A 23,450-nucleotide genomic window follows, 5' to 3' on the forward strand; every position below is an offset into this window, starting at 1 on the left:
CGCTCGGGCGATCAGTCCGCACCCTCGGCGACGATCAGGTCCTCCAGGTTGCGCATCGACTGCTGGAACGCCTTCCGCAACCCGGGCCGGGTGACCTTGTCGATCACCGCGCCGAGCGGGCCGAGACCGACGCGGTAACGGACGGCGTACGTCATCTCGGTGCCGGCACCGTCGACACCGTCGACAGCGACCGGCCGGAACCGGAAGACGTTGGTCATCTCGTGCAGCGGCGCGAAGCCCTCACCGGTGTCGATGCGGGTCGTCAGCGGCTCGATCTCCCGGACCGTCCAGGTCGACCGCGTGGACAGCGGTCCGATGGTGCGGTTGCGTTCAGCGTAGGTGCGGCCGACCTCGGCCTCGCCGTGGTGGTCGGTCACCTCGAAGACGCCGTCCACCCACTCGGCGTACCGGTTCGTCGCCGACACCACCTGCCAGACCCGCTCCACCGGGACGGCCAGCACAGCGGTCTCGCTCAGCTCGGTCATGCTCATCTCTCAGTTCCTTCCAGTACGTCGATCACGGCGGCCGCGGCGTCGCGGCCGGAGCGGACGGCACCGTCCATGTAGCCGTTCCAGTAGTCGGCGTGCTCCGCGCCGGCCCAGTGCACGAGCCCGAAGGGCCGGTCCCGCCAGGCGCCGAGCGCGGTGAGCACGCCGGGCGCCAGGACTGAGGTCGGCCCGCCCCGGGTCCACTCCTCGCTCGACCAGTCCTGCTCGAAGTAGTCGCGCGGGCGCAGGGCCTCCCGCCCGACTGCCCGCGCGAAGGTGCGCAGCACGGCGGCCCGGCGTTCGCGGGGCGGCCGGTGGGCCAGCGACCGCCAGGCGCGGCCACCGAGGAACCCCATCAGCACACCGGGTCCGCCGCTCGGCGGGGTGTTGTCGAACATCGAGCAGATCGCGGAGTCGGGCGAGCGGAACGTGGCCTGGCCGGAGAGCCCGTCCGCGCGCCAGAACGGCTCGTCGTACACCGCCTCGCACTTCATCAGGTTGCCCATCGGCATCCGGTCGAAGAGGGCCGCCTGCGGCGCGGGCAGCAACGGCGACCACGAGATCTTGCCGGCGAGCGGGGGCGGGACGGCCACGATCGCGTGCCCGGCCTGCCACACCCCCGCGTCGGTACGCAGCTTCACGGTGCGGCCGTTCTGCTCGATCGCGCGCACCGGAGCGTTCGGCACCACCCGGTCCCCGAGCTGCTCGGCCATCGCCAGCGAGACCGCCTGCGAGCCGCCGACGAAGCGATCCTGCTGGGCTCCGCCCTCCACCCCGATCCCCCGGGTGATCGAGCCGGGGTTGTCCTCGTCGCCCATGCCGGCGACGTAGTGGAGGCTGAACAGGGCCGAGGCGTCCGCCGCGGTGCCGCCGTAGGCCGAGCCGAAGAAGATGTTGACCAGGTCGACGCCGGCAGCGCTGACCGTGCTGTCGCGGATCCACGAGTCGAAGGTGACCGCGTCCAGCCGGGCGGCGTTGCGTGCCCGCCATGGGGCGCCCAACGGGACCCGCCGGGCGAGCCGGTCGATACGAGCCATCGTCACCGCGACGTCCGCCAGGGCCGTCGGGTCCGGAGGTACGTCGCCTGCGTAGCGCTTGGCGCGGCCGCCGCGGACGTAGACCGCCTCGCCCTCGGTGTACGCCGGGAAGGTCTTGACGTCGAGCTCGGCGGCCAGCGCGAGGATGTGGTTCTGGGTCGGCCCGACGAACTGACCGCCGGCCTCCACGACCTGGCCGTCGCCGAGGTCGTGGTTGAGGGTGCGACCGCCCACCCGGTCGCGCGCCTCGAGCACGACGACGCTGCGGCCCGCGGCCACCAGGGCACGAGCGGCGGTCAGGCCGGCCAGGCCGGCGCCGACGATCGCCACGTCGACCCGAGCTGGGCGCGGCACTGCTCAGACCTCCTTGAGCGCCGCGTCGGCGGCGAATCTCTCGACCGAGGCGAGGTCGAAGCTGCCGAAGTCGGAGCCGAGCCCGCCGGCGACCTGGGCGGCGGTCGCGCAGCCGAGTGCGGCCGCCTCGGCGGGCGTCCGGCCCAGCGCGAGACCCCGGATGTAGCCCGCCGAGAACGCGTCGCCGCAACCGGTGGTGTCCACGACCTCGATGTCGTACGCCGGCACCCGGACCGTCTCGTCCGCGGTCACCACGACCGCGCCCTGGGCACCTGCCGTCACGGCCACGCAGCCGGCGCCGGCCTCGACCAGCGCGCGGCAGGCCGCCTCCAGGTCGGCTGCACCGGTCCAGCCGAGGGCCTGCTCGTCGTTGACCAGCAGGTGGTCGACATAGGGGAACGCGGGCGCGATCCACTCGAACATGCCCGGATCGCCGGGAGCGAGCGAGTCGAGCGACGTGGTCACGCCGTTGTCGCGCGCATGGGCGAGGATCTTCGCGGCCGCGTCGCCGCCCATGAACTCCGGCCCGCCGAGGTGCAGGTGGTCCGCCGCGGCGATCACGTCCAGCGGCGCGTCGTCGGCACCGTAGGCGCCGTTGGCGCCGATCACGTGGAACGCGGGTCGCGACCCGTCGGGGCGGATCGGGAGCACGCTCGCGGAGGTCTGGTGGTCCTCGCGGCGTACCAGATGGTCGGTGTCCACGCCGTCGCGGCGCAGCAGCGAGAGCAGCTGGTCACCGACCGCGTCGGTCCCGATGGCGCCCGCGCTGACCACGGTCGCGCCGAGCTTGGAGAGCACCAGCGCGGTGCCACCAGCGGGGCCGGCCGCGGTGACCCGGATCTCGTCGACCAGCTGGCCGGCCTGTCCTTCGGGGATCGACTCGACGTGGCGTACCAGTGTGTCGAGCACGTGGGCGCCGAGGGTGACGACGGTGGGGGAAGTGGTCACGAGTTCTCCTGTGATGAGGGGCGGGTGGTGCCGTAGCTGCGGGTCAGGGCGGCATGGATCACCGCGGCCTGCTGGTCTTCGTCGAGGACGCGCGGGGTGCCGATGGCGGCGGCTCGCCAGTAGACGGTGCAGCCCCACTCCAGGAGCAGGGCCAGTTCGACCGCCTTGGCCAGGTCGGCCGCATGAGTGATCGCCCCGTGGTTGGCCATGAGCGCGCCGCCGCGGCCCTCGAGAGCCTCGATGACCAGCTCGGCGAGCTCCGGCGTGCCGAAGGTCGCGTACGGAGCCACGCGGACCGTGCCGCCAAGCGCCAGCAGACCGTAGTGAACGCACGGCAGCTCGGTCAGGACGCACGACAGTGCGGTGGCCATCTGAGCGTGCGTGTGGACGATCGCGCCCGTCTCCCGGCGTCGGTAGAGCCCGAGGTGAAGGTCGACCTCGGAGGTCGGCGCGAGCTCACCCGCGACGACCCGCCCGTCGAGGTCGAGGACGGTCACCTGGTCGGCGGTCATCGTGGCGAACGACGCCCCGGTCGCGGTGATCGCGACCAGGTCACCGGCGCGGACGCTGACGTTGCCCGCCGTACCGATGACGAGCCCTTCGGCAGCCAACGCCCGGCAGGCATCGGCGACCGCCTCCCGCTCCGGCGTCATCGCGCCCCTACCGGAGCGTCGTCGGTCGGGAGCACGGCGTCCGGGTGCTCGCGGAGCCAGCGCTGCTGCTCGCGGTCGCCCCGTGCGTTGTCAGGCCGCGTCTTCGGCGCGGTCGTCCCGGCCACCGACTGCTCGCCGAGCGCATCCAGCACGATCGTGCTGATGGCGCGCATTCCGGCGCCGTTGGGGTGGAAGGCAGCGGCGGCGAAGAGGTCGGTCGAGTCACCACGGACCCACGCGGCATCACCGGCACAGGCGTCGTGACCGAGAGCGGGCCCGTAGGTGTCGACGTACGTCGCGCCCTCGTCGGTCGCGGCGCGCTTCATGACCGCGTTGAGCTTGCGGTTGAGGGAGTCGGCCCAGGCGTAGTCGCCATCTGCGAACGGGACCACGTCCGGGCAGTAGCCGGTCGGCGGCAGCAGTCTCGGGTAGCCGACGAGGACGACCTTCGCGCCGGGAGCGCGCTCCTTGATCAGGGCCACCGAGCGCTTCAGGTTGCGGCCGGTGTTGTCGAGCGCGGCCGAGAGCGTGTCGATCCCGCCGACCGTGTAGTGGTCCCGGCACGGCGTACCCGTGGGGTCCTGGTCACGGAAGTCGCCGCAGCCGATGAGCGAGCCGAAGACGCCGTAGTCGTTGCCGCCCATCCCGAGCGTGACCAGGTCGGTGTCGAGGGTGATGGCGTCGAGCTGGGGCGACTGGCTCGCCAGGTTGAGCTCGGGCGTCGGCGTCGGCTGCGGCAGGGTGAGGTTGCTCGTGTCCGCCGAGGAGCAGCTGACGTCGCGGAAGGCACCCGGCTCGTAGTAGAGGCCGAGATCGGTGGCCAGCCACGCCGGGTAGTTGTTGTTGGAGCGGAAGCACCAGGTGCTGTTCCACGGGATCAGCGGGCCGGCGGTGTAGGAGTCACCGAGGGCGACGTACTTCTGGTACGCCGGTGCGGCGCTCGGGGTGCGTGCCGGATCGGCGACGGCGGGTGCCGCAGTGGCGCCGAGCACGGCGCCCGCGGTCAGAGTCGCTGCGATGACGCTCCGCAGTCGGGGTGTGACGTTCATCGGAGCTCCTCAGCTGCCTGCGACGGGATAGTGGTCGGAGTAGTCGGTGTAGGTCGTCCCGGCGTACGCCCAGGGCGGCGAGGTGGGCGTGAGCACCGTGTTGGTCCACGTCTGCGGACGTACGTGGCCGCGGCGATGCAGCACGTAGTCGAGGTGCTCCTGCCCGCCCGTGGCGAGCGGGTTCGTCGTCGGGTCCCAGCTGAAGGGGTGCCCGGCGTACGACGTCGGGGCGACGGTGTCGGTGGCCGCAAGCAGGTCGGCGTACTCGGACGAGGCCTTGTCGACGTTGAGGTCGCCGGTCACGATGACCTGTTCGTCGGCCGGGATCGCCAGGCCGTCCAGGAAGTCGTCGATCGCCGCGAACTGCTCGGCGCGGACGGCGGCCCCGCCACCGAAGCAGAGCGGATCCTCCGCCTGGACGTGGGTGCCGACGACGTGGACGGGAGTGCCGTCGACATCCAGCCGCACGTAGACGAAGCCCTTGTTGGAGAGCGCGTCGGCGCCGCACCCGCCGCTGTAGACGTACTGGATCTTGTGGGTGATCGGCCACTTGCTCAGGATCGTCACGCCGCCGTCCTCGGGGGTCAGCCAGGAGTAGGCGCCGAGCGTCTCGTCCCAGCCCGACCTCGAGCGCCCGAGCACCGGCGTCTGGTGGGGATACTGCGCTGCGAGCCGGCTCTTGAGGGTCTCCGAGGGACCGTTGTCGAAGGCCTCGTCGAAGACCACCACGTCATGGCCCTTCACGTAGTCGGCCTTCGCGATCAGCTCGGCCCGGGTGGCGTTGGCCTTGCCACCGATGATCGGCGGCAACATCTGCACGTTGTGCGTGAGCACTCGCACGCGCGGCGTGGCGGGCGCGGCGTCGGGCGCGGCCGTGGCAGTCCCCGGGAGCGCGAGCCCCGACGCCGCCAGCAGAGCGACGCCCACCACCCGACCGGCGACCCGGCTCACGAGGTGACCCCGAAGACGGGCGAGGTGCCGGTGAACGGCGAGACGGTCCCGAGCAGGTTGCGCGCATCGCCGAAATAGCGGATGCGGTAGCTCCCTGACGCGGTGCCGGGTGGGACGTCCCAGGTGATCGTCACCTTGGAGGCCGCGATGCCGTCGCGCGCCCAGCGGAACTTCGTCGACCAGTCGCCGTCGTCGGCGACGCGCTGCCAGGTCGTACCCACCTTGCGCTCGACGGCCAGGTAGCTGCCACCGAGATGGAGGTCGTTGTTGGGGTGCGCCCCGGCGAAGACCACGCTGACCTGCTGGCCGGGGCGGTAGATCGAGCCCGGCGCAGTCAGCACGTCGCCGAACCGCCGGCCGATCTGCGGCGCATCGACGAGCACGGCGCCGCTGGGCGACGGCATCTGCCAGACGCTGCGGTCGGCCTCCTTCGCCCCCTGTGGTACGTCGACCCCGGCGCGCATCGCCGTACCGAGGTCGGAGGCCACCTGCATGAACGCCGGCAGCTCATAGCGACCGAACAGGGTGCTCGCACCCTCGTACTCCTTGGAGTCGTACTCCTCCGGCGTCGTCAGGTAGTGCGCGTAGGCGTTGGCGTAGCCCTGGACCAGGACGTTCTCGAGATCGGTGTCGACGGCCTCGGCGACGGCCCGCCGGATCCGCAGACCCGACACCACGGTGACCTCTGCCGGCATCCCGACCAGGTAGAAGTCGCCGATCCTCATCAGCTGCACCGGGAGCTTCTGCTGCACCAGGTCGAGGTCGCCGACGGGGAGCAGCACCTCCTTGGGCGCCTGGCAGGCCTTCAGCTCGGGCGACGCGGTGTAGAGCGCATCGGCGATCAGTCCGACCAGGGGGTTGCCGCCGTCCTTGCCCTCCTTGAAGATCGGCAGTCCGCCACCGCCGTCCTCGGTGCTGCCGGCGGCGAAGGAGGCGCCGAGCGCGGCCGAGCAGGTGGTGTGCGGCTTGCCGTCGGGGGTGAACTCCGGCCGTACGGCGACCTCGGAGAAGTCGACGTACACGATGCGCGAGTCGATGCCGCCCTCGAGCGAGCGCTTGTCGGACCCGAGTCCTTCGCGGGCCGCGTCGAGCATCCGGGTGCCGATGATGCGGGTGTTCTCGAACTCGTCCCTGGTCGGGCCGTCAGTCGGCTGGAGGTTGAGGTTGGGCGACATGTCGCCGGCGTTGGACTGAGCGAACGACGCCACGAAGTCGGGGGCGGTGTCGTCGATGTAGTCGACGCCGCGCACCTGCCGCTCCCAGGCGTACTCCGCGTAGCCCTTGTTGTCGGGGCTGATCAGCGTGTTGTTCGTCGACATGCTCGTGGCGTGGACGGGGAACCAGTTGATGACCCCGTCGAGACTGGTCGACCCGTCGGGAGCCTTGCGGCGTACCTGAAGCGTGGTGCTGCGGGTGTCGGCCCCGTTGGGGAAGTACGCCTTGTCGGCCTCCGGGTTGCGGTCGAACGCCTGCTTGGAGCGGTTGACGTTGGCGTTGGTGATCTGGCTGGTCGACAGGCCGAGGTCCGCGGGCGCGAGATCGGCGTCGGCGCGTGCGATCGCGGCGACGATGCCGTCGACGAGCGCCCGGAAGGTCTTCTCGTGGTAGCCGAGCGTCGTGATGTTGTAGAGATTGTGGTGCGAGAACCCGCCCGGTCCGGCGTGGGTGTGGGTCGCGGTGAGCATGACGTTGCGCTCGCCGTAACGGTCGCCGTACCGCTGCTCGAGCTTGGTGAGGACGGCGTCGCGCACGCCCTGGAAGATCATCCCGACGTCGGCCACGACGTGGACCACGCTCTCACCGCTCGCCGCGTCGGCGATCACGAACGCGCGGGCGCGCTGACGCATGTGGATGCCGGTGGTGCTCTGCGCGAGGTCGGCGTATCCCATCATGCCGTTCTCCCCCGGCTCGCCGGTGACGTCGGCGAGCCCACGGCCGACGAGGTACGCCGACTCGGGCGCGGCACTCGCACTGTTCATCGCCGATCCGGGCGAGGGCCCGAACAGCAGTCCGGTGGCGACGACTGAGGCGACGAGCAGGCGGACACACATCGTGGTTGAACGCTGGTGGCGCATTCGATCGGATCCTCTCGAGGAGTTCCACCCGGCCCTCCCGTGGCCCGGGCAGTGTGATGAGGATTACCTTTTTCATCCGCTCGGTCAATCGTCCTGGACACTTGACCCACATATTGGGACCGAAATATTTCGGAGACGGGTTCGGCGTCATGAACTGGAGCTTTCATCCGTCTCACAGGCGTCTCGTTTAGTGGAACGCTATGTTCACGTAAAACGTGACGCGCGTAACTTTGACGTGAGACGGTTCGTTTGAACGTTGCATGAGGGAGCACGACCTCCGTACGTTTTCAGTGCGGTGATCACCAGGGGAGATTCGATGTCCGCTTCGCGCTACAGCCGCCTTCAGAAGGCGACCGCGCTCGTTCCGCTCGCGCTGCTGAGCGCGGCCTGGACGGTCAACGTCACCGGTCTGACGCAGTCGAGTGCCACCGCATCAGGGCCGAGATACGACGACGCGTTCAGCCTGCCCGACGGGACGTCGGTCCCGGCCGAGGCGATCGAGGCGCCGGCCAGCGTGTCGGCCTCGACCAACGGGGGCGACAAGTCGCTGCCCGGAACGGCCAGCGCCGCCGGGATCCCGTCCGCCGCACTCGCCGCCTATCAGCGCGCGGCCACCGTCATCAACGCCGCGGACCCCGCCTGCAAGATCGACTGGCCGCTGATCGCCGCGATCGGGCGGGTCGAGTCCAACCACGGTCGCGCCAACGACAACCGGCTCAGCGCCGAGGGCGTCTCCACGCCCGGCATCTACGGGGTGCCGCTCAACGGCAAGGGCAACGTCTCCCAGATCACCGACACCGACGGTGGACAGTACGACGGCGACACCAGCTACGACCGCGCGGTCGGCCCGATGCAGTTCATCCCCTCCACCTGGGCGATGGTCGGCGTGGACGCCGACGGCGACGGCAAGCGCAACCCCCAAGACATCAACGACGCCGCCCTCGCCTCCGCCGTCTACCTCTGCTCCGGCGACGACGACCTCTCCACCGACCAGGGCGCGCGGGCAGCGGTCTTCCGCTACAACCACAGCCAGTCGTACGTCACGACCGTGCTCGGTGTCGCCGAGGCCTACCGCTCCGGCGACTTCACCTCGATCCCGAACAGCACGGTCCCGGTCGACTACGCGATCCCGCGGATGGATGCTCCCAAGTCTTCGAAGCAGAAGGACCGTGAGTTCCGGGCAGGCGGCCAGCAGGCCGGCCCGCGCGGCGGCTCCTCGCAGTCTCCCTCCAGCCCCTCCAGCGAGGCTCCTTCCGGGGAGACTCCCGGCGGGAGCACCGGTGGAGGCACCGGCGGTGGTGGCGGTGGTGCCACCGAAGGTCCTGCGGAGACGGTGACCAAGCCGCTCGAGGAGACTGTCGAGACGATCGTCGCCACGCCCTCTCAGATTCTGTCCGCGTGCCAGCGTGAGCTGGCGAAGTACCCGCTCCTGAGCGCGAGCCAGTCCGGCCAGGCGCTGACCCAGTGCGTGAACGCCATGGCCGGCAAGACGATCGAGCAGGTCAACGCAACCATCGGCAACGTGCTCACGCTGATCCTCAAGGGCATCCTCGGTGGCCTGTTCGGTGCGCTCACCGGCAACTGAGCCGACATGAGAAGGGCCCCGCCGGATGGCGGGGCCCTTCTCATGTCCGGAGCGTCTCAGGCGGCGGGCTCGTCGTCCTCGTACTCGGTGACGAAGGCGCGCCCGAGCTCGCGGACGGCATCCAGCGAGGACGCGTCGGCGAGCAAGGAGCTGAGGTGGTAGTCGGCGACCGACTCGGCCAAAACGTCGGGGCTCGCCATAGCCTTCTCGTCGTCGCGCCGGCCGTGCCAGAGCCGGTGCTGGGCACCTTCGTTGAGCGAGAGCAGCATCAGCGCGGTGGCGGCGGGGTCGGTCTGACGCAGCTCACCGCTGTCGACGCCCAGCTCGAGGAGCTGGGCGGCCGCGTCACGCAGCTTGTCGCCGTCCTCCTCGAAGCCCGCGAAGACCTGCGGCTGCGCCAGGGCGGCCACCTCCAGCTCGTAGAAGTCGAGCGGGGCGGTGCACAGCTGGCGAACGTCGGTGTAGAGGAAGGCGTAGAGCCGCGGAGCAGCCGGGCCGTCCTCCTCGAGAAGCTTCTCCGCGAGCGTGAGCGACTCGCGGTTCTTCTCCATCAAGGCGGAGAGGATCTCTTCCTTGGATTTGTAGTAGTAGTACATCGAGGACTGGCGCAGTCCGACGCACTCGGCGATCTGGCTGATCGTCGTCGCCGCGACCCCTTGAGCGGTGAAGAGGCGGGATGCCTCTTTGAGAATCTCTTCCCGCGGGTTCGCCGAATTCCGTCCACTGTTGCGCGGCCGACCGGTGCGCTTTGTGCTGCCCAACTCTCGATTGGTCACAGGCTCGAGTCTACTCTCAGGATATGTTCCACGTCACAGAGGTGCTCGGCTGATCAAGCGAGAACGTCAGCCTCGCAGCCAGCCAGCTGCTTCGGTGGCCCAGTAGGTCAGAATGACGTCCGCGCCCGCCCTCTTGAAGGCGGTGAGTGTCTCCAGGATCGCCGGTTCGCGGTCGATCCAGCCGTTCGCGGCGGCGGCTTCCAACATCGAGTACTCCCCGGAGATGTTGTAGGCAGCCACCGGAACATCGACAGACTCACGCACTCGCTGCAGGACGTCGAGATACGGGAGCCCGGGCTTGACCATCACGATATCGGCACCCTCGGCGACGTCAAGGAGCGCCTCGCGGACACCCTCCAGCGCATTCGCGGGATCCTGCTGGTAGGTGCGCCGGTCGCCCTCGAGCGCGGATTCGACGGCCTCGCGGAAGGGACCGAAGAAGGCCGAGGCGTACTTAGCGGAGTAGGCGAGGATCGAGACGTCGGTGTAGCCGGCGCCGTCGAGAGCTGCGCGGGTCACCGCGACCTGGCCGTCCATCATCCCGGACGGGCCGACCATGTGGACGCCGGCCTCGGCGTGGGCGATCGCCATCTGGGCGTAGATCTCGAGGGTGGCGTCGTTGTCGACCGAGCCGTCCTCGGCGAGCACGCCGCAGTGGCCGTGGTCGGTGAACTCGTCCAGGCACAGGTCGCTCATCACGGTGAGCGCGTCGCCGACCTCGGAGACGACGTCGGCGATGGCGACGTTGAGGATGCCGTCCGGGTCCAGCGCGCCCGAGCCCATGGCGTCCTTGGTCTCCGGGACACCGAAGAGCATGATGCCGCCGATGCCGGCGGACGCGGCCTCGGCCGCGGCCTTCCGCAGCGACTCCCGGCTGTGCTGGACCACGCCGGGCATGGTCGAGAGCGGGACGGGCTCATCGATCCCCTCGCGCACGAACGCGGGCAGGACCAGGTTGGCGGGACGTACGGCCGTCTCCGCGACCATCCGGCGCATGATCGGCGTGCGGCGCAGCCGGCGGGGACGGATCACGGGCTTCTCGATGCTCATCAGATCTCCAGACTACGCCGAGTCGGCTCATCTTGACCGGAGGAGCGAAGCGGGGGAGGTCAAGATGAGCCGACTCGGCATTCAAATGATCAGGACGTACGCGAGCGGCGTCGCGAGGCGGGGCGTCGGTCGGACGGCTTGGTGACCGGCAGGCCCTGCTCGACCAGCGAGGCACGACGCGCGGCACCGAAGGCGGCGAGCGCCTCGGTGAGCGCCTCGATCGACGGCTCGGGCGACATCACGTCGACCCGCAGGCCGTGCTCCTCGGCGGTCTTGGCGGTGGCCGGACCGATCGCCGCGATCACCGTGGACGTGTGCGGCTTGCCCGCGATGCCGACCAGGTTGCGGACCGTGGACGAGGAGGTGAAGACCACCGCGTCGAACTTGCCCGTCTTGATCGCGTCGCGGGTCGGCGCGGGCGGCGGGGCCGCCCGGACGGTGCGGTAGGCGGTCACGTCGTCGCACTCCCAGCCGAGGTCGACCAGGCCGGCGATGAGGTTCTCGGTGGCGATGTCGGCGCGCGGGAGGAAGACCCGGTTGATCGGGTCGAGGTCCTCGTCGTACTCCGGCCACACCTCGAGCAGACCGGCGGCCGACTGGTTGTCGGTGTTCGGCACAAGGTCGGGGCGCAGACCCCAGGCCTCGAGCGCCTGCCCGGTCTTCTCGCCGACGGCGGCGATCTTCAGACCGGAGAAGGCGCGGCAGTCCAGGCCGTACTCGTCGAACTTCTCGCGTACGGCGCGCACCGCGTTGATGGAGGTGAAGGCGATCCAGTTGTAACGGCCCTCGACCAGACCGCGTACGGCCTTGTCCATCTGCTGCGGGTTGCGCGGCGGCTCGACGGAGATCGTCGGCACCTCCTCGGGCACGGCGCCGAAGCCCTTCAGCTTCAGCGACAGCGCAGGCGCCTGCTCCTTGGTGCGGGGCACCAGCACGCGCCAGCCGAACAGCGGCTTCGTCTCGAACCACGAGAGCGTCTCACGCAAGTTGACCACCTTGCCGATCACCACGATCGCCGGCGGCGCCATCCGTGCGGCACGAGCGTCGACAGCGATGTTCTCCAGCGTCGACTCTACCGTCGACTGCTCGGTCGTGGTGCCGACGCGGGTGATCGCGACCGGGGTCTTGGCCGGGCGGCCCGCCGCGACGAGCTCCTTGGCGATGTCACCGATCATGCCGACACCGGAGAGGAGAACCAGGGTGCGGTTGTCGGCGTACTGGCTCCAGTCGATCTTCTCGTTGCAGGTGACGACGGCGACCTCTTGGTGGTCCTTGGTCGTCAGCGGGATGCCGGCGTAAGCGGGAACGGCCGACACGGACGAGACGCCGGGGACGATCTCGAAGCCGATGCCCGCCTTGGCGCAGGACTGCGCCTCCTCGGGGCCGGAGGCGTAGAGGAAGGGGTCGCCGGTCATCAGGCGCACGACGCGCTTGCCCAGCTTCGCCTGCTTGACGACGGCCTTGGCACGGGCGGCGTTGGCCAGGGGCTGGCCGTCGACGCCGAACCCGCCGTCGATGAACTCGGGTCCGACCGGTTCCGGGGCCTCGTCACCCTCGGCGGGCTCGACCGGCTCGGGGATGCCGAGTACGCCGCGCACCATCGAAGCGTGCTCGGGGGCCTCGGTCACGACAACATCGGCCTGCTTCAACAGGTCGATCGCCCGTACCGTCAGCAGCTCAGGGTCACCAGGACCGCTGCCGACGAAGGACACCCAGCCCAGTGGGGTGGCCGAGCTGTGCTCGGCCGTCTGCTCGGTGGTCTTTGCTCGGGTCATGCGTTGTGCACCTTGTCCTGCTCGGGAGCGGTCTGGGGGGAACCGCCCGTGTCCATGACAGCCTGTCCGGGGTCAGTGGTGGGGTCGTCGGTCAGGTCTGCTGCACCCTCGGCGAGCATCTCCTCGGCGAGCCGGCGCCCGACGCCTGCGGCGTCGTCGAGCGGCCCGGATGCGGAGAGTCGGATCGAGAGCGAGCCATCGAGTGAGAGCGCGACTGCCCGCACCCACAGCTCTGGTCCTTCCTCACCCTCAACCACGTCGGCGAGGGTCCCGATGGGCGCGGCACAGCCACCTTCGAGGGTGGCGAGCACCGCGCGTTCCGCCTCGACAGCCGCTCGGGTGGACGAGTCGTCGAGGGAAGCCAGAATCTTGCGTACGTCGGCATCGGCGTCGCCTGCGCGGCACTCGACCGCCAGGGCCCCCTGACCAGGAGCGGGCAGCACCTGGATCGGGTCGAGGACCTCGGTGACCTCGTCGAGCCGGTCGATGCGGGCCAGGCCGGCACGCGCGAGCACGACCGCGTCGAACTCGCCCGAGCGGACCTTGCCGATGCGGGTGTCCACGTTGCCGCGGATGCCGGCCAGCTCCAGGCCGAGGCCGAGGGCCTTGATCTGGGCGACGCGTCGCGGCGAGCCGGTGCCGACCCGCGAGCCCGGCGGGAGCTCACCGAGGGTCAGGCCGTCGCGTGCGACGATCACGTCGCGCGGGTCCTCGCGCGGCAGGATCGCGACCAGCTCGACGCCGTCCTCGGGGTAGGTCGGCAGGTCCTTGAGGGAGTGGACCGCGAGGTCGATCTCCTTGGCGTGGAGCGCGTCACGCAGCGCGCTGACGAAGACGCCCGTCGAGTTCGCGCTGGTCAGCGGGGTGTTCGCCGCCTGGGTGCGGTCGCCGTCGGAGACGATCTCGACCAGCTCGACGATGTGGCCCTGGGCGCGGAGCATCTCCGCGACGAGGGTCGACTGGGTGACGGCGAGCTGGGAACGGCGGGTGCCGAGACGAAGAGTTCTCATGAGTGGTCTCCTGGGACGTCGGCCCGGGTCACCGCGGAGACGGCCTCGGGGTCGAGCGCGAAGAGCTCGGCGAGCGCAGCGGCGTAGGACACCGCGCCGGTCTCGTTGGCGAGCTCCTTGACCCGGACGGTCGGTTCGTGGAGCAGCTTGTCGGCCACGCGGCGTACGGTCCGGAGGACCTCGGCACGAGTCACCTCGTCGAGGCCCGGCAGCTTGTTGTCGAGGCGCTCCATCTCGGCGGCGACGACACCGGTGGCCATGCTCCGCAGCGCGACCACCGTCGGGGTCACCGCGGACTGGCGACGAGCGCTCAGGAACGCCGCGACCTCCTGGGTGACGATGTCGCGGACCGCGAGCACCTCCTTGCCGGCGGGCGACGCGTGCAGCTCGTCGGCGAGGGCGGCCAGGTCGATCAGGGTGGCGCCTGGGAGCGACCCCGCGGCAGGGTCGATGTCGTGGGGCAGGGCCAGGTCGATCAGCGCGATCGGGCGGCTGCTGCGGTCACCGACCATGTCCGCCGGGACGAGCAGACCGCTGGCGCCCGCGCAGGTGATCACGATGTCGGCGGCCGCGATCTCGTCGGCCAGCGCGTCGAGCGAGGCGGAACGCGCGGAGTACTCCCGGGCGAGGCGCTCGGCGTTGGCCGTGGTGCGGTTGACCACGACCACGTCGGCGGCCCCCAGCCGGGAGACGGTCGCGGTGGCCAGCCCGGCCATCGCGCCGGCGCCGACGACGGCGACCCGCTTGCCGCGTACGTCACCCACGGCTCGCGCGGCGCGGTCCAGCGACGCGGTGACCAGCGACGGGGCGGCCTGGTCGATGTCGGTCTCGGCGCGCGAGCGCTTGCCGACCCGCAGCGCCTGCTGGAACAGGCTGTTGAGCGCCGGTCCGACCGTGCCCATCTCCTGGCCGAGCTGCAGGGCCGCGCGGGCCTGCCCGAGGATCTGGCCCTCGCCCACGGCCATCGAGTCGAGCCCGGCAGCCACCTTGAACAGGTGGGAGACGGCACCGTCGTCGTAGTGGACGTACAGGTGCGGCAGCATCGTCTCGAGCGTCTGACCGGCGCCCTCGATGATGCGGCGGGAGAGCTCCTCGACGGACCCGTGGAAGCGCTCGACCTCGGTGTAGATCTCGAGACGGTTGCAGGTCGCGATGACCGCTGCCTCGCTGACATGTTCACAACCGGCCACGTCGGTGAGGAGCTTCTGCAGGCCGTCCGCGTCCACCGCCGCCGCCTCGAGCAGCGAGACCGGCGCAGAGTTATGTGAGATGCCGACAACAAGGACACTCATGCGGTGATCCCTTCCTCGGAACCATTGTCCACCGTCTCGTCAGCTTCTGCAGCCTTGCGCGACTCGTGATACGCGAGGATCTGCAGCTCGATCGAGAGATCGACCTTGCGTACGTCGACACCCGGCGGCACGTTCAGGACGGCGGGCGCGAAGTTGAGGATGCTGCTGATGCCGGCCGCGACCATCGCGTCGGCGACGTCCTGGGCAGCGGTCGCCGGCACGGAGATGACGCCGATCGAGACCTGCTCGGCCGCGACGATCTCGGCCAGGTCGGAGAAGGGCCGGACCTCGAGCCCGGCGACCGTACGGCCCTGCATCGGCGCGGCCGCGTCCAGGAGCGCGACGGTGCGGAACCCGCGGCTGCTGAAGCCGGAGAAGTTGGCGAGCGCCTGACCCAGGTTTCCGATACCGACGATGATGACCGGCCAGTCGTGGGTGACGCCGATCTCGCGGGCGATCTGGTAGCTCAGGTAGTCGACGTCGTAGCCGACCCCACGGGTGCCGTAGGAGCCCAGGTAGGAGAGGTCCTTGCGCAGCTTGGCCGAGTTCACCCCGGCGGCCGTCGCGAGCTCCTCGGAAGAGCAGGAGGCGATGTTGCGCTCGGCGAGCGAGGTCAGCGCCCGGAGGTAGACCGGAAGCCGGGCGACAGTCGCCTCGGGGATCTCCCGGTGGGGGTCCTGGGCACCGCTGCCCTCGCCCGTATTCGTACTCCGTGCCGTCACGCTCTGCTCTTTCAATGCCGGCGCCACAGACGGGGGCTTTTTAGCCCGGGATCGCCCTGCGGCTCAGCCACCATACGGAGTTTGTGACCGCGAGAACAAACTCGCAGAGCGTCGGCTAGCACACGTGTTTGCGGAGTTGGCAGAGGGGGGTTGTTCGCGGTAATGGGCCGATCGACAGTTATTCTGGGGAGCGCGCGAGCGCTGCCCTCAGCCGGTCCTCGGAGACACGCCAGAAGTCGTGCTGCTTCCCGTCGACGTACGTCACGGGCACCTCGTTCGTGAATCGCTCGCGCAGTTCCTCGTCGGCGTCGATGTCGACCTCGGTGTAGTCGTCCCCGACCACCTTCTCGAGGACCAGCCGGGCCTCGTCGCACAGATGGCAGCCCTGGCGGGAGTAAAAGGTCACACGCGGTTCCATCCGACCATCTTGACACCTGGGTCCCCTCACGGCGTCCGGACCACTACTGTTGGCGCAATGAGCAGCGCCAGCGACCGCCGCCGTGCCGAGCTGCGGCGAAAAGACCTCAAACGCCGCTCGGCTCTCGCCGGCGAGGCATCGGCTGCGGCCGCGGAGATCGAGGCCTGGCTCTACCCGGCGACCGGAGACCCGACGGCGGCAGCCTTCTTCGACGTGGACAACACGATCATGCAGGGCGCGACGATCTTCCATCTGGCCCGCGGCCTGCACCGGCGCAAGTTCTTCCGTACGCGGGACATCGCCTCGGCCGCGTACAAGCAGGCCTATTTCCGCGTGGCCGGTGTCGAGGACCCGGCCCACATGGAGTCGGCGCGGTCGTCGGCGCTGTCGTTCATCCGCGGCCATCGCGCCGAGGAGGTCGAGAGCCTGATGGAGGAGATCTTCGACGAGGGCATGGCCCACCGGATCTGGCCCGGCACCAGGGCCCTCGCGCAGACCCACATCGACCAGGGGCAGCGGGTGTGGCTGGTGACCGCGGCGCCCGTCGAGGCCGCGCGGGTCATCGCCCGGCGGCTCGGGCTCACCGGCGCGCTCGGGACGGTGGCGGCCACCGAGGACGGCGTCTACACCGGCGAACTGGTCGGCGAGATGCTCCACGGACCGGCCAAGGCGGAGGCGGTCAAGGCGATCGCCGCGCGCGAGGGCCTCGACCTCTCTCGCTGTGCCGCCTACTCGGACTCGTACAACGACCTGCCGATGCTCTCGCTGGTCGGGCATCCGTGCGCGATCAATCCGGATGCGCGCCTGCGCGCCCACGCGCGCGTGAAGGGCTGGCCGATCCGTGACTACCGCACCGGGCGCAAGGCCGCCCGGGCCGGCGTGGTGACCGCAGCGCTGGGCGGGGCGGCCACCGGGGCGATCGCGGTGGCGATCGCGCTCCGCGGACGGCGGGACTGATCGCGCCGTTGGCGACCTGTATGCAGTGCCGGGTATTCGCCGCTCTGTCAGGAAATTGCCAACACACGCCGAGGCAACTTCGGCTCGGGACCTGACATCGGGATGCCCTAACCCGTAAGGTTGGGCTCGCTCAGGGGGAGTCTTCGGGAGGGACCCACATGTCGCGCCGCGCCAATGACGTCCATCGTCGCTTGGATGCGCTGCGCGCTGCGGTCGAGCTCTTGATGAACGAGGGCTACGAACCCGCCTACGCCGGCGTCGCCGGTGCGTCCGGTCCGCTCGCCGAGCCCGAGCGTCGCGGCTCGGGCGGCACCCACGAGTCCAAGCCCCGCTCCGACAACGAGCCGGACGACGACGCCGAGCTCGCCACCTCCTCGGAGGAGAGCGAGGCCGACCGCACCCGGCTGATCGCGCTCGTCGAGCTCGCCCGCAAGGGTGACAAGGAGGCGTTCGGCCTCCTCTACGACCACTACCACGGCGCGGTCTACCGCTTCCTCTTCTACCGGACCCGCTCCACGCAGGTCGCCGAGGACCTGACCTCGGAGACGTTCTTCCGGGCGCTCCGCTCGATGACCGGCTTCCGCTGGCAGGGTAAGGACTTCGGCGCCTGGCTGATGACCATCGCGCGCAACCTGGCCACCGACCACTTCAAGGCGGGACGTACGCGCCTGGAGATGACCACCGAGGACATGGGTCAGCACGACTCGTCCTCGGACGGGCCGGAGAAGATCGTGATGGCCGGGATCACCAACGAGATGCTGCTCGGGGCTCTCTCCAAACTGCCCGACGAACAGCGCGACTGCATCATCATGCGTTTCCTCCAAGGGCTGTCAATCGCCGAGACAGCGGCTATCCTCGGGCGCAGCGACGGAGCCGTGAAACAGCTCCAGCTGCGCGGGATCCGCAATCTCGCCAAGCAGATGCCTGACGGGATCCGCTGATGACTGTGTTCCGCACCACCTTGAATGCTCGACCGGTTGCCGTAACCCGCGGCCGGGGCGACTCGTTGTCCGACATGGCAGCGCCTTGTGCGCAGCTGTTTCGACGAATCCCTGACAGCCGACACCGAGTAGGAACCCCCCGATGAGCCCGGCATTCCCGGCGCGAAAGCGTGCCGACGAGTTCGACCGAATGGTCGCGGCTGCTGCCGCGACGGATCGGCGTGCCTCGCAGTCTGCCGACGAGCTTCGTGATCTGGCCGTCTTCGCTTCGTCGCTCTCCACTCTCAGCGACTCCGCCGTCCCCAGTCGCGACTTCTCCGTCTCCCTGCGCGAGCGCCTGATGGCGGCCGCCGACACCGAACTCGTGCCCGCGCCGCGCACCGAGAAGACGGTCGAGCGCAAGCTCACCGTCGGCCCCGTGCGCAGGCCCCGCCGGCAGCGCAAGCTCGCCGTAGCCTTCGCCGCGATGGCGATCGTCGGCGGCACCGCTGGTGCCGCGGCCGCGTCCCAGACCGCCCTGCCCGGCGACTCGCTCTACCCGGTCAAGCGTGCCGTGGAGAACGTCTCCGCCGGCTTCACCGTCAGCACCCAGGCCCGTGGCATCCGGATCCTCGAGGACGCCGGCACCCGCCTGCGCGAGGCCAAGTCGCTGGTCGCCGACGCGCCGATGACCGACTCCGAGCGGGTCACCACGACGCTCGAGACCTTCTCGCGTCAGGCTGCGCACGGCTCCGACCTGCTGATCAGCGACTTCGAGAAGTCTCAGGACAACGACTCGCTCGCCCAGCTGCGTACGTTCGCGGCCGATGGTGTCGAGGAGCTGGCCGAGCTGAGCCCGAAGGTGCCCGAGCGGGCCGAGCCGGCCGTCTCCGATGCCGCTCAGACTCTCGTGCTGATCGACCAGGCCGCCGCCCAGCTCTGCCCCACCTGCGAGGGTGGCATCACCGAGCTTCCCGCGACGCTGGTCTCCAGCCTCACCTCCGACATCGACGGGCTGCTTCCGGCCGACACCGTCGTCGAGGCCGAGGCGCTGCCGCCGCTCACCCAGGACGACAACGCTCTCGACCTGCCTTCCATCGACCCCGACAAGATCGGTCCCGGCTCGGTGACCGATCCCAAGGGCGAGAAGGACGACCCGGAGAAGCCCTCCGAGGAGCCGGAGGAGGACGGCAGCATCCTGCCGACTCCCACCACGCCCTCTGACGGCGATCCCTCCGAGGAGCCCGACACCGACCCCGGCACCGTGACGGACCCCGTCACCGGTCTGGTCACCGGCGTCACCGGCCTGGTCGGCGACGTGCTCGCCGGCGCCACCGGCCTCCTCACCCCGTAACCCGAGCCGAGGCGTCACTGGCGCTGGCCGAGTTGGCACAGGCGTGCCGTCTCGGCCGGCGCAGCTGACTTCTCGCCCGGCGGGGGTGACCTCTCGGGATCAGCCGAAGACGGAGGCGCGCTCGCCCAACAGGCGGTAGAGGGTCTGCTGGATCGTCTCGCGCACCTGGTCGGTGACGTTGAAGACCAGCATCGGGTCGTCGGCCTCCGAGGCGTCGTACGCATCGGTGCGGATCGGCTCGCCGAACTCGATCAGCCACTTCGACGGGAGCGGGATGAGGCCCAGCGGCCCGAGGAGCGGGAAGAACGGCGTGATCGGCAGGTAGGGCACGCCGATGACCTTGGCGAGGGCCGGGATGTTGCCGACCAGCGGGTAGATCTCCTCGGCGCCGACGACGGAGAGCGGAACGATCGGGACGCCGGTGCGCAGCGCGGAGGAGACGAAGCCGCCGCGGCCGAAGCGCTGGAGCTTGTAGCGCTCGCTGTAGGGCTTGCCGATGCCCTTGAAGCCCTCGGGCCACACGCCGACCAGCTCACCGTTGCGCAGCATCCGCTCGGCGTCCTCGCTGCACGCCAGCGTCGCGCCCGCCTTGCGGGCGATGTTGCCGACGATCGGCATCCGGAAGACCAGGTCGGCTCCGAGCGGGCGCAGGTTGCGACCGAGCGCGTCGTGGATCGAGACCATCGTCATCAGGCCGTCCATCGGGATGGTGCCCGAGTGGTTGGAGACGATCAGGGCGCCGCCGTCGGTCGGGATGTTCTCGATGCCGCGCACCTCGACCCGGAACCACTTCTCCTTGATCGGCCGCAGCACGGCCAGCATGAAGCGTTGGGTGAGCTCGCGGTCGAAGCCGTATTCGTCGACGGAGTATTCGCCGGAGATCCGGCGGCGCAGGAACACGATGAACCGGGCGAGCTGCTCCTCCCACTCGGTGCCGAAGACCTCCTTGGCGGCGCTCTCCAGAGCCGCGGCCCAGTCGGCCGCCGGGATCGCCCGCAGCGGGTGGCGCTCGCGGGCCGTGGTGCCGGTGAAACCCTGGGCGGGGGACTCAGTCACCGGGCGCTCCTGTCAGTCGGCTCTCCAAGGCGGCCAGCGCACGGTCGGCACGGTTCGCGGACGGCATCACGCTGTCCGCGAAGTCTACGACCGTGTCCTCGGTGGAGTATCGGGGTTCGAAGCCGAGCATGGACCGCATCCGGGTGGTGTCGACGCCGCGACCGTAGGTCAGCAGCGCCCGCAGCTCCGCGGGATACTCGCCGCCGCCGAACCTCGCCAGGCCGAACAGAGGCTCGGGGATCGGCACCGTGACCCGCTGCAGCCGGCGGGCGACCTGCGAATGGGTCAGCACGCCGTCGCCGGCGACGTTGAAGGTCCCGGGGACCCCGGTGCGTACGGCATGCTCGAGGACGCCGTAGAGGTCCTGCTCGTGGAGGAACTGAAGGCGCGGGTCGAAGCCGAGCACGTTGGGCACGACCGCACGCCGGAAGTGGGACGCGATCGGGCTGACCACGCTCGGCCCGAGGACGTTGGCACAGCGCAGCACCGTGACCGCGATGTCCGGGCGGCGACGGGCGAAGCCGCGTACGTAGGACTCGATGTCGGCCACGTCGCGGGCATAGCCGGAGGACGGGGTGCGCCGCGGCTCCATCGACTCGGTGAACATCGCCGGGTCGCGGCTGCTCGCCCCGTAGACCTGGGTCGTCGACTTCACCACGACCTGACGCAGTGACGGCGCGGTCTGACAGGCCGCGAGGAGCTGCATCGTCCCGATGACGTTGAGCTCCTTCATCGTCGAACGACCCCCGGTGGTGCCGGGGGTCGCGATGACGCTGAGGTGGACGACGGTGTCGACCTCCTCCTTGGCGATCACCTTGGCGATCACCGGGTTGCGGATGTCGGCTCGGACGAATCCGACCTTGCCGATGTCACCGCGAGGCGGTGCGACATCGACGCCGATCACCCGCTCGACGTTCGGGTGGCGGGCGGCAGCGCGCGCGAAACGGCGACCGAGGTCACGCGAGACCCCGGTGACCAGGAGGACCCGACCGGGCCCAGTGCGTTCCGCCACCTACGCCACGAACGTCACTTGCCGAGCTTGCGGCGCTGGACGCGAGTCTTCTTGAGCAGCTTGCGGTGCTTCTTCTTCGCCATGCGCTTGCGACGCTTCTTGATGACAGAACCCACGGGGAACCCTTCACGATCGTTGCAGAGAATGCCGGCCCGGTGCCGACGCGGCCACTCACCGCAGCGCGCGGCAAACAGACCTAGGGGGTAAGACTAACGAAGCCAGGGCACCCAGAGAGAATCGGTGACCCGATGGGACCGGTGTTGCCCCCGCGCCCATCGTGCCCGGGCGCGGGGTCCGACAACTAGCCCGCGTTGTAGAACGAGCTCTTGAGGTATTCGTTCGCGTCGTCCTCCCGAACCCGGAAGGAACGACCGACACGCACCGCAGGCAGCTCGCCCGAATGAACCAACCGGTAGACCGTCATCTTGGATACGCGCATCATCGACGCAACCTCGGCAACGGTCAGGAACTTGCTGTCAGAGATGTCTCCAGAAGGAGTAACCATCTGCTTCCACCGTTCTCTCTCGAGTGATCGCGACGCCGGCGGCTTCCCCACCGCCGGTCCAAAACGCGATCCCAAAGTGAGAATAGGGCCTGATGTGACTGATGGGGAAGGGGACACCCCTGAGAATCTCACATACCACCGGCGTGTCGAGTTGCAATTGGGCGCGACGAACTGCCGTTTCTAGACCGTCCCGAAACTATCCGACCGGCTACGGCATCGGGTCGAGCCCGTGCAGCGGGAACACCGCTGTGCGAGTCGCGTGGACCTGCCGGTCCAGCCACGTGCCGGGGTCATATCCGCTCCCCCAGTCGCGGTAGGCCGGTTCACGCCCGTCCGTCATGCGCAACGGTGCGACCCTCCCCAGGCGCGTCTGCACGTGCTCACGCCAGCCACCTGGCACGTCGAGCGTCGGCTCCAAGGGATTCCCCGAGACTAGCGCAAGAAGGTGCGTCCATGCGCGTGGCACGACGTCTACGACGGCATAACCGCCGCCACCGAACGCCACCCACTTGCCCCCGCACACCTCGTGGGCGAGCTCGTGGAGAGCGACGTACGCCGCCCGCTGGCCGTCCACGCTGAGCGCCAGGTCGGCGAGGGGGTCGTCGGTGTGCGAGTCGCAGCCCTGCTGGGTCACCAGGATCTCCGGCTGGAACTCCCGGATCAGCTCGGGCACGACGGCATGGAACGCACGCAGCCAGCCGTGGTCGGCGGTGCCGGGCGGCAACGCGACGTTGACCGCGCTCCCCTCGGCCTCGGGCCCGCCGACCTCCTCGGCGAAGCCGGTCCCCGGGAAGAGCAGCTGGCCGGTCTCGTGGAGGGAGATCGTCAGGACGCGCGGATCGTTCCAGAAGGCCCGCTCGACGCCGTCCCCGTGGTGCACGTCCACGTCGACGTAGGCGACCTTCTTCACGCCCTGGTCGAGGAGCCACTGGATGCCGGCGGCGACGTCGTTGTAGATGCAGAACCCGGCGGCCCGTCCGCGCATCGCGTGATGGAGGCCGCCCATGATGTTGGCGCTGTGCAGGCTCTCGCCGGAGTAGACCTGACGGCAGGCCTCGATGCTCGCGCCGACGATGTGGGCGCTGGCGTCGTGGATGTGCGCGAAGACCGGGTCGTCCTCGGTGCCAAGGCCGTGGGCGAGGTCCGACTCGCCGCTCCGGCCCGCCTTGATGACCGCCTCGATGTAGCTCTCGTCGTGGATGGTGAGCAGCTGCTCCGGGGTGCCCATCGGCGCCTCGACGACCTTCAGATGGTCGAGTACGCCGAGCTCGTCGGCCAGGCGCATCGTCAGGTCGACCCGGATCGGCGCCATCGGGTGGGTCGGGCCGAAGTCGTAGTCGGCCAGACTCTCGTCGAAGACGACCGTCGAGTGCCCCTGGCACGAGGTCGGCCACGTGGTCGGCGGAGTCGTCATGGGCCACACGGTATCCGTGACGTGTGCGACACTGGTGAGGTGTTCAGCA

The 23,450-nt window shown here is 69.8% G+C and carries 23 protein-coding genes; 4 read left to right on the top strand and 19 right to left on the bottom strand.

Annotation, left to right across the window (positions count from 1 at the left end):
- Positions 1-11: 11 nt before the first annotated feature.
- Genes ABTX24_RS01270 through ABTX24_RS01300 form a run of 7 tightly spaced genes read right to left on the bottom strand, consistent with a single transcriptional unit; the run spans position 12 to position 7,555 of the window.
- Positions 12-491, bottom strand: coding sequence for an SRPBCC family protein (locus ABTX24_RS01270; protein WP_350836852.1), 480 nt, complete (start codon positions 489-491; stop codon positions 12-14).
- Entirely contained in the window at positions 488-1,879 is a 1,392-nt protein-coding gene (locus tag ABTX24_RS01275; protein WP_350836854.1) for a flavin monoamine oxidase family protein, read from the bottom strand. Before ABTX24_RS01275 ends, ABTX24_RS01270 begins: the two co-directional genes overlap by 4 nt.
- 3 nt (positions 1,880-1,882) lie before the next feature.
- On the bottom strand, positions 1,883-2,827 hold the full coding sequence (locus ABTX24_RS01280; protein ID WP_350836856.1) for a carbohydrate kinase family protein: 945 nt from the start codon (positions 2,825-2,827) through the stop codon (positions 1,883-1,885).
- Positions 2,824-3,480: a class II aldolase/adducin family protein gene (locus ABTX24_RS01285; protein WP_350836858.1), complete on the bottom strand. Its 657-nt coding sequence runs from the start codon at positions 3,478-3,480 to the stop codon at positions 2,824-2,826. Before ABTX24_RS01285 ends, ABTX24_RS01280 begins: the two co-directional genes overlap by 4 nt.
- On the bottom strand, positions 3,477-4,529 hold the full coding sequence (locus ABTX24_RS01290; RefSeq protein ID WP_350836860.1) for an SGNH/GDSL hydrolase family protein: 1,053 nt from the start codon (positions 4,527-4,529) through the stop codon (positions 3,477-3,479). The genes ABTX24_RS01285 and ABTX24_RS01290 overlap by 4 nt, the downstream gene beginning before the upstream one ends.
- A 9-nt stretch (positions 4,530-4,538) precedes the next feature.
- Entirely contained in the window at positions 4,539-5,480 is a 942-nt protein-coding gene (gene sph, locus ABTX24_RS01295) for a sphingomyelin phosphodiesterase (protein WP_350836862.1), read from the bottom strand.
- Positions 5,477-7,555 (bottom strand): neutral/alkaline ceramidase, encoded by a 2,079-nt coding sequence (locus ABTX24_RS01300; protein WP_350836864.1) that lies wholly within the window; start codon positions 7,553-7,555, stop codon positions 5,477-5,479. Before ABTX24_RS01300 ends, sph begins: the two co-directional genes overlap by 4 nt.
- Positions 7,556-7,871: 316 nt before the next feature.
- Here ABTX24_RS01300 and ABTX24_RS01305 point away from each other — a divergent pair, with 316 nt between their 5' ends.
- Positions 7,872-9,140 carry a lytic transglycosylase domain-containing protein gene (locus ABTX24_RS01305; protein WP_350836866.1) on the top strand — a complete coding sequence of 423 codons (1,269 nt, stop codon included), beginning with the start codon at positions 7,872-7,874 and terminating at the stop codon, positions 9,138-9,140.
- A 56-nt stretch (positions 9,141-9,196) separates the two neighbouring features.
- Here the strand turns inward: ABTX24_RS01305 and ABTX24_RS01310 are convergent, their stop codons facing one another.
- The 7 genes from ABTX24_RS01310 to ABTX24_RS01340 form a co-directional block, all read right to left on the bottom strand.
- Entirely contained in the window at positions 9,197-9,916 is a 720-nt protein-coding gene (locus ABTX24_RS01310) for a TetR/AcrR family transcriptional regulator (RefSeq protein ID WP_160025736.1), read from the bottom strand.
- 66 nt (positions 9,917-9,982) lie between these two features.
- Complete coding sequence (hemB, locus tag ABTX24_RS01315; protein ID WP_160025737.1) at positions 9,983-10,966, bottom strand: porphobilinogen synthase; 984 nt, start codon at positions 10,964-10,966, stop codon at positions 9,983-9,985.
- 89 nt (positions 10,967-11,055) lie between these two features.
- A complete protein-coding gene (locus ABTX24_RS01320) occupies positions 11,056-12,741 on the bottom strand; it encodes a bifunctional uroporphyrinogen-III C-methyltransferase/uroporphyrinogen-III synthase (RefSeq protein WP_350713503.1) in 1,686 nt (561 codons plus the stop codon).
- Complete coding sequence (gene hemC / locus ABTX24_RS01325; protein ID WP_350836868.1) at positions 12,738-13,751, bottom strand: hydroxymethylbilane synthase; 1,014 nt, start codon at positions 13,749-13,751, stop codon at positions 12,738-12,740. The genes ABTX24_RS01320 and hemC overlap by 4 nt, the downstream gene beginning before the upstream one ends.
- Positions 13,748-15,043, bottom strand: coding sequence for a glutamyl-tRNA reductase (locus ABTX24_RS01330; protein ID WP_350836870.1), 1,296 nt, complete (start codon positions 15,041-15,043; stop codon positions 13,748-13,750). Before ABTX24_RS01330 ends, hemC begins: the two co-directional genes overlap by 4 nt.
- Positions 15,040-15,765, bottom strand: a complete 726-nt coding sequence (locus ABTX24_RS01335; RefSeq protein WP_160025741.1) for a redox-sensing transcriptional repressor Rex — start codon at positions 15,763-15,765, stop codon at positions 15,040-15,042. The genes ABTX24_RS01330 and ABTX24_RS01335 overlap by 4 nt, the downstream gene beginning before the upstream one ends.
- 178 nt (positions 15,766-15,943) lie before the next feature.
- Positions 15,944-16,183, bottom strand: a complete 240-nt coding sequence (locus ABTX24_RS01340; protein WP_160025742.1) for a glutaredoxin family protein — start codon at positions 16,181-16,183, stop codon at positions 15,944-15,946.
- Positions 16,184-16,240: 57 nt separating this feature from the next.
- On the opposite strand from ABTX24_RS01340, the gene ABTX24_RS01345 reads away from it, so the two are divergent.
- The 3 genes from ABTX24_RS01345 to ABTX24_RS01355 all read left to right on the top strand — a co-directional run bounded on the left by ABTX24_RS01345 (position 16,241) and on the right by ABTX24_RS01355 (position 19,414).
- A complete protein-coding gene (locus ABTX24_RS01345) occupies positions 16,241-17,140 on the top strand; it encodes an HAD family hydrolase (RefSeq protein ID WP_160025743.1) in 900 nt (299 codons plus the stop codon).
- 158 nt (positions 17,141-17,298) lie between these two features.
- The gene (locus tag ABTX24_RS01350) at positions 17,299-18,081 is read left to right on the top strand and encodes a sigma-70 family RNA polymerase sigma factor (RefSeq protein WP_350665890.1); all 783 of its coding nucleotides are present in this window, start codon (positions 17,299-17,301) and stop codon (positions 18,079-18,081) included.
- A 142-nt stretch (positions 18,082-18,223) separates the two neighbouring features.
- Positions 18,224-19,414 carry a DUF5667 domain-containing protein gene (locus ABTX24_RS01355; RefSeq protein ID WP_160025745.1) on the top strand — a complete coding sequence of 397 codons (1,191 nt, stop codon included), beginning with the start codon at positions 18,224-18,226 and terminating at the stop codon, positions 19,412-19,414.
- 99 nt (positions 19,415-19,513) lie between these two features.
- On the opposite strand, the gene ABTX24_RS01360 is transcribed toward ABTX24_RS01355, so the two are convergent.
- The 5 genes from ABTX24_RS01360 to ABTX24_RS01380 all read right to left on the bottom strand — a co-directional run bounded on the left by ABTX24_RS01360 (position 19,514) and on the right by ABTX24_RS01380 (position 23,401).
- Positions 19,514-20,470 carry a lysophospholipid acyltransferase family protein gene (locus ABTX24_RS01360; protein WP_160025746.1) on the bottom strand — a complete coding sequence of 319 codons (957 nt, stop codon included), beginning with the start codon at positions 20,468-20,470 and terminating at the stop codon, positions 19,514-19,516.
- The gene (locus tag ABTX24_RS01365; protein ID WP_350836873.1) at positions 20,463-21,482 is read right to left on the bottom strand and encodes an NAD-dependent epimerase/dehydratase family protein; all 1,020 of its coding nucleotides are present in this window, start codon (positions 21,480-21,482) and stop codon (positions 20,463-20,465) included. The genes ABTX24_RS01360 and ABTX24_RS01365 overlap by 8 nt, the downstream gene beginning before the upstream one ends.
- A gap of 14 nt (positions 21,483-21,496) precedes the next feature.
- Positions 21,497-21,598, bottom strand: a complete 102-nt coding sequence (locus tag ABTX24_RS01370) for a 30S ribosomal protein bS22 (RefSeq protein ID WP_008356322.1) — start codon at positions 21,596-21,598, stop codon at positions 21,497-21,499.
- 185 nt (positions 21,599-21,783) lie between these two features.
- A complete protein-coding gene (locus ABTX24_RS01375) occupies positions 21,784-21,987 on the bottom strand; it encodes a helix-turn-helix domain-containing protein (RefSeq protein WP_008356311.1) in 204 nt (67 codons plus the stop codon).
- 208 nt (positions 21,988-22,195) lie between these two features.
- Complete coding sequence (locus ABTX24_RS01380; protein WP_160025748.1) at positions 22,196-23,401, bottom strand: acetoin utilization protein AcuC; 1,206 nt, start codon at positions 23,399-23,401, stop codon at positions 22,196-22,198.
- Positions 23,402-23,450 lie beyond the last annotated feature (49 nt).

The sequence above is a fragment of the Nocardioides sp. NPDC127514 genome (assembly GCF_040302125.1).
Lineage (GTDB): Bacteria > Actinomycetota > Actinomycetes > Propionibacteriales > Nocardioidaceae > Nocardioides.

Excerpts from the sequence above, each read along its gene's own strand:
- ABTX24_RS01270 (WP_350836852.1), bottom strand. The coding sequence starts at position 491 with ATGAGCATGACCGAGCTGAGCGAGACCGCTGTGCTGGCCGTCCCGGTG.
- ABTX24_RS01285 (WP_350836858.1), bottom strand. The coding sequence starts at position 3,480 with ATGACGCCGGAGCGGGAGGCGGTCGCCGATGCCTGCCGGGCGTTGGCT.
- ABTX24_RS01290 (WP_350836860.1), bottom strand. The coding sequence starts at position 4,529 with ATGAACGTCACACCCCGACTGCGGAGCGTCATCGCAGCGACTCTGACC.
- ABTX24_RS01300 (WP_350836864.1), bottom strand. The coding sequence starts at position 7,555 with ATGCGCCACCAGCGTTCAACCACGATGTGTGTCCGCCTGCTCGTCGCC.
- ABTX24_RS01305 (WP_350836866.1), top strand. The coding sequence starts at position 7,872 with ATGTCCGCTTCGCGCTACAGCCGCCTTCAGAAGGCGACCGCGCTCGTT.
- hemB (WP_160025737.1), bottom strand. The coding sequence starts at position 10,966 with ATGAGCATCGAGAAGCCCGTGATCCGTCCCCGCCGGCTGCGCCGCACG.
- ABTX24_RS01320 (WP_350713503.1), bottom strand. The coding sequence starts at position 12,741 with ATGACCCGAGCAAAGACCACCGAGCAGACGGCCGAGCACAGCTCGGCC.
- hemC (WP_350836868.1), bottom strand. The coding sequence starts at position 13,751 with ATGAGAACTCTTCGTCTCGGCACCCGCCGTTCCCAGCTCGCCGTCACC.
- ABTX24_RS01330 (WP_350836870.1), bottom strand. The coding sequence starts at position 15,043 with ATGAGTGTCCTTGTTGTCGGCATCTCACATAACTCTGCGCCGGTCTCG.
- ABTX24_RS01340 (WP_160025742.1), bottom strand. The coding sequence starts at position 16,183 with ATGGAACCGCGTGTGACCTTTTACTCCCGCCAGGGCTGCCATCTGTGC.
- ABTX24_RS01345 (WP_160025743.1), top strand. The coding sequence starts at position 16,241 with ATGAGCAGCGCCAGCGACCGCCGCCGTGCCGAGCTGCGGCGAAAAGAC.
- ABTX24_RS01350 (WP_350665890.1), top strand. The coding sequence starts at position 17,299 with ATGTCGCGCCGCGCCAATGACGTCCATCGTCGCTTGGATGCGCTGCGC.
- ABTX24_RS01355 (WP_160025745.1), top strand. The coding sequence starts at position 18,224 with ATGAGCCCGGCATTCCCGGCGCGAAAGCGTGCCGACGAGTTCGACCGA.
- ABTX24_RS01375 (WP_008356311.1), bottom strand. The coding sequence starts at position 21,987 with ATGGTTACTCCTTCTGGAGACATCTCTGACAGCAAGTTCCTGACCGTT.
- ABTX24_RS01380 (WP_160025748.1), bottom strand. The coding sequence starts at position 23,401 with ATGACGACTCCGCCGACCACGTGGCCGACCTCGTGCCAGGGGCACTCG.